Source organism: Protofrankia sp. CiP3 (assembly GCF_917627345.1).
In the GTDB taxonomy this organism is placed as follows: domain Bacteria; phylum Actinomycetota; class Actinomycetes; order Frankiales; family Frankiaceae; genus Protofrankia.
This window is the reverse complement of the sequence record NZ_CAKJTM010000196.1, coordinates 1-4,366: the sequence shown is the minus strand read 5'-3', so window position 1 is coordinate 4,366 and position 4,366 is coordinate 1. Positions and strand designations below refer to the sequence as shown.

Sequence of the window (4,366 nt, the reverse complement as noted above, 5' to 3'; positions counted from 1 at the left end):
TGGCGCCCCGGATGCCGCTACTCACGTTTCGCCACGTCGACGAAGCGGGAGCTGTGGCGCCGGAGCGCAACGATGATCATCCTGGCTGGGATGGTGCGCGGTGGGCGATGGGCCTGCCGGTGGCGCGCTCTGTCGGGCTGATCCGCTCGAATTTGGTCCAGCCGCGCCAGCCGCGTTCGTGGAGCCGCTCCATGAGCTGACGGGCGATCGGCACCGAGTGGAGGAAGACCGAGTCGAGGAGATCCGCGAGCGCGTCGGTCATCTCCTGGTTGTGGCTCTCCCATCCCTCGTCCTCGGCGGCTTCGAGAGAGGCGACGAGCCGGTCGGCCACGGCCGCCACCCGCGGGTCGTCCATCTCCCAGTAGATCATCGCGGCGAAATCGCGGTAGAGTGCGACCGTTGCCGGGTCGTCGAGCTGCTGCTTCTTCAGCTTCACATAGGACGACACGTGCTCCGGGAGCTGGGCGGCTACCAGGATCCAGGCGTCCCGCTCGCCCTCGATCATCAGGTCCGGCAATCCGAGTTCGCGCAGCCGGTCGAGGTATGCCACCGCCTCCGGCGGCAGGGCCAGGCTGTCCCCGGCTGCCAGCTGCGCGATCCGCGCGCGGTGCCGTTGCCGCTCCTTGATCTCCGCGCGTAGGCGCCGGTCGATGTCCGCGACGGCCGCGGTGAACTCCCGCTCGCCCGCGGCCAACAGCTCGCGGACGCGCGCGAGCGGCACACCGGCTTCGGCAAGAGTGCGGATCCTGATGAGTTCGACGACGGCATGGGCGTCGTAGCGCCGGTAGCCGGAATGGTCGCGCTCCGGCTCCGGCAGGAGACCTTTGGCGTGGTAGTGCCGCACCGCGCGCACGGTGACGCCGGCGTACGACGCCAGCTGACTGATCGTGAGCACCGCGCCAGTCTCCTATGTCGCGGGCACGCGGAGGAACAGCCGACGTGACCAGAGGTAGCCGAGCAGCGCGATCAGGATGCACCAGCCGATCGCGAGCCACCGGTCGGAGCCCGTCGGAGCGCCCGTGACGAGGGCGCGGAGGGTATTGATCATCGGGGTGAACGGCTGCTGCTCCGCGAACTGGCGCAGCCCGGCCGGCATCGCGTCGGTCGGTACGAAGCCGCTGCTGACGAACGGCAGGATCATCAGGAACAGCGGGGTGTTGCTGGCCGTCTCGACGCTGTCCGCGGCCAGGCCCATGCCGACGGTCAGCCAGGTGAGCGCGAATGCGATGAGAATCAACAGCCCGATCGCGGCGAGCCAGCCGAGCGGACCGGCGTCGGAGCGGAACCCGAGGAGGAAGGCGAACGCCGTCACGATCACCACGGCGCATCCGGTCCTGATGACAGCACCCAGCACGTGACCAGTGAGCACCGACAGCCGGGCGATGTTCATCGTACGGAACCGGGCGATGATCCCGGTGGTCATGTCGGTCGCGGTCGAGATCGCGGTGCCGAGCGCGATGCTGGCGATGGTCATGAACAGGATGCCCGGCATGATGAACGCGAGGTAGTCGCCGCGGTTTCCGCCGCCCTCGTGGCCCGGCAGGCCGGCACCCAGGATCCCGCCGAACACGTACACGAACAGCAGCAGGAACAGGATCGGTTGCGCGACCAGCATGATCGACAGCGAGGGGTAGCGGCGGATGTGGCGCAGGTCGCGCCGCAGCATCGTCATCGAGTCACGGACGGTGTAGGTGCCGCTCATGCGGGGATCTCCTCGGCCGCGAGCGCTTCGGCCGCATGGCCGGTGAGCGCGAGGAACACGTCGTCGAGGTCGGCCGAGGTGACCGTCAGGCCGGCGACGCGATCGTCGTCGAGGGTATCGAGCAGGCGGCGCAGCCCGGCGATGCTGCCGTCGCCCGGCAGTCGCAGGATGAGCGCCTCGGTGTCGCTGCTGGCCTGCGGGTTCACCGACGCCGCGGCGGCCAGCCCCGCGGTGTCGGTGAACCGCACCGACACGCATCCGCCGGGCACCCGCCGTTTCAGTTCCGCGGCCGTGCCCTCGGCGACCAGGCGACCGTTGTCGAGGACGCCGATCCGGTCGGCCAGCTGGTCGGCCTCCTCGAGGTACTGCGTCGTCAGCAGCACCGTCACGCCGTCGGCGACCTGCTCGCGCACGATCGCCCACAGGTTGCGACGGCTGCGCGGGTCGAGACCGGCCGTCGGCTCGTCAAGGAAGATTATTTGAGGCCGGGCGATGAGTGTCATCGCCAGATCCAGCCGTCGTTTCATGCCGCCCGAGTAGGCCTGTGCCCGCCGGTCGGCCGCGTCAGCAAGGTCGAAACGCGTCAGCATCATGGTCACGGCGGTCGTCGCGGCCGCCCGGTCCAGATGCGTCAGGTCGGCCATCAGCCGCAGGTTCTCGCGGCCGGTGAGCAGCGTGTCGATCGCCGAGAACTGCCCGGTGGCACCGATCACGGCACGCACTCCAGCGGGCTCGCGCCGTACGTCGAAGCCTGCGACGCGGATCTCGCCGTCACCGGGGGCCAGCAAGGTGGAGAGGATGTTGACGATGGTCGTCTTACCGGCGCCGTTGGGCCCGAGGAGCGCGTAGACGGTGCCTTGCGGGACGGTCAGGTCGACGCCGTCCAGCACGGCGTGCTCGCCGTAGGACTTGGTGAGTCCGGCGACCTCGATCGCGGGGTTGGTAGCGGTCATATCGCCATGCTGGAAGCCTGACGTAGGGTCAAGGTCAAGCCGGTTGCCTCAGGAAACCCTTCTGGACAGCTTGACGAGATCCGCCGTCGCCCTTCCTCGTGCCGCTCCGGGTGGGGCGCCGGTTATCCGTTCGGCTCGCCGCGAGCGTCACACCGTTGATACAGGCAGTCGTCAGTCCGCGATCGTGAGGATCTCTGAAAGCGGCCGGCGCGGGGCCGCTTCGCCCAGGACGCCGCCGGGTGGCGGCGGGCCGAGTCGAATGACCATCTGTACGGTACCGGTGCTGCGCAGGATCTCGCGCAGCGTGACGCGGATCGCGTCGATGTCCTCCGCGTGCCCGATCGGGCACGCGGGCGCGCCGATGACGGTGGCCGTCAGCAGCACTCGGGCGAGCGCCTGGCCCGCCGTCATCCGCTCGATGGGACGGTCGGCGGCGGTGCCGAGCACCGCGACGGCGTGCTGGCCGTCCCGCCTGTCAGCCGGGAGCGGCGTCGGGCCTGTCGCGAGATGATCGTCGTCATCGGTGTCGTCCAGCATGGCCAGCCAGGCACCTTCGAGCCCGGCGGCATCCTGGAGCGCTGCCAGCGCCCCGGTCACGTCGGTTGTGGGCTCGATCGGCCCGCGGCCCGCGTGCCCCGCATGCCCCAGGTAGGCCGCGGCGCCAAGCGACCGCTCCCAGGAGTCAGCCGGCCTGGCCTCGTTGACGCGGATGGTCGCGAGCGGCTCCTTGCCGGCGAGATCCCGGTGGAGGCCGCCATAGCCGGGCCCGCCCGGCAGAACGACGACAGCCGGGACGAACCCGCGCAGGCGCAGTGCGATCCGGGTGTAATACAGGGCGGCGCCGCAGCTGATCAGCAGTTGCCGGCCGTCGGGGTCGACGGCGCCCAGGAGCCGCGAGGGATCCGCGAACAGATCCAGGCGCCTGTCCCCGACCAGCCAGTGCCAAGGCTGCGTGTCATGGATCGATGGCGCGTACGAGGCCGCCGTGACAACTCCTTCGATCTCTTCGCGAAAAGATGTCAGGGCGGCCGCTCGCATGGTCTTCACCCGTTCCCCTCGTTGCCTGATCCCGTCACGCTGTCGCCTTGCTTGTTCCCCGTCCGTCTCCGTTTCCTCCTGATCCTTCGTCGGCGGCTGGGGCACGGTCCTCGTGCCGTCCGGCCTTCGGGGGCGTCAGCGCCGGGGGCCGCGGGTAGGCCGGTGGGCGGGTAACGGACGTCTTGGGTTGGCCAGATCTTCATCCGCTGTCTATGCGTAGCTGTTTGAGCACGGAAAGAAATTTTTACAAACTGCTTGCGATCATGAAATTTCATCGTTCCGTCGTGTATGTTTTCTCTTGCCGGCGGAAAGCCGGGAGACACCGCGGCCAAAACGCCGCAGTGGCCCCCATCCACGGTCCGGGCACCTTAACAGGGACGCCCGGGGTGCTTCGCCAGGCAACTGCCGGCCAACTCGGCGCTGTTTGACTCGGCGATACTCCATCGGTAAGTTGCAACAACCGCTCCGGGCGGGCGCTGAAAAGGCGTAGCCTGGTGTGCGCTTGCTCCTTGAGAACTCAACAGCGTGCCGAAAGTCAGTGCCATAACCCCGTCCATGTCGGGTTGCTGCCAGGCTAATCTGGTCTGGTCTCGCCCGGTATGACGGAAATGAAATTCCTTTGGCACGACAGACGATCTTACGGATCTTTGTCGATGTCAGGGTCATCCCAGCT

4 protein-coding genes are annotated in these 4,366 nt (G+C 68.4%); all 4 read right to left on the bottom strand.

The window, feature by feature from the left end:
• Nucleotides 1-76 precede the first annotated feature (76 nt).
• The 4 genes from MJ797_RS26070 to MJ797_RS26055 all read right to left on the bottom strand — a co-directional run bounded on the left by MJ797_RS26070 (nucleotide 77) and on the right by MJ797_RS26055 (nucleotide 3,702).
• Nucleotides 77-895 carry a MerR family transcriptional regulator gene (locus MJ797_RS26070; protein ID WP_239342282.1) on the bottom strand — a complete coding sequence of 273 codons (819 nt, stop codon included), beginning with the start codon at nucleotides 893-895 and terminating at the stop codon, nucleotides 77-79.
• Between the two features lie 12 nt (nucleotides 896-907).
• Nucleotides 908-1,702 carry an ABC transporter permease gene (locus tag MJ797_RS26065; protein ID WP_239342280.1) on the bottom strand — a complete coding sequence of 265 codons (795 nt, stop codon included), beginning with the start codon at nucleotides 1,700-1,702 and terminating at the stop codon, nucleotides 908-910.
• Nucleotides 1,699-2,655: an ABC transporter ATP-binding protein gene (locus MJ797_RS26060; protein WP_239342278.1), complete on the bottom strand. Its 957-nt coding sequence runs from the start codon at nucleotides 2,653-2,655 to the stop codon at nucleotides 1,699-1,701. Before MJ797_RS26060 ends, MJ797_RS26065 begins: the two co-directional genes overlap by 4 nt.
• Nucleotides 2,656-2,826: 171 nt before the next feature.
• Nucleotides 2,827-3,702, bottom strand: coding sequence for a hypothetical protein (locus MJ797_RS26055; RefSeq protein WP_239342276.1), 876 nt, complete (start codon nucleotides 3,700-3,702; stop codon nucleotides 2,827-2,829).
• Nucleotides 3,703-4,366 lie beyond the last annotated feature (664 nt).

What these genes read in the sequence shown, in the direction of transcription:
- MJ797_RS26065 (WP_239342280.1), bottom strand. Translation starts at nt 1,702, where the DNA reads ATGAGCGGCACCTACACCGTCCGTGACTCGATGACGATGCTGCGGCGC.
- MJ797_RS26060 (WP_239342278.1), bottom strand. Translation starts at nt 2,655, where the DNA reads ATGACCGCTACCAACCCCGCGATCGAGGTCGCCGGACTCACCAAGTCC.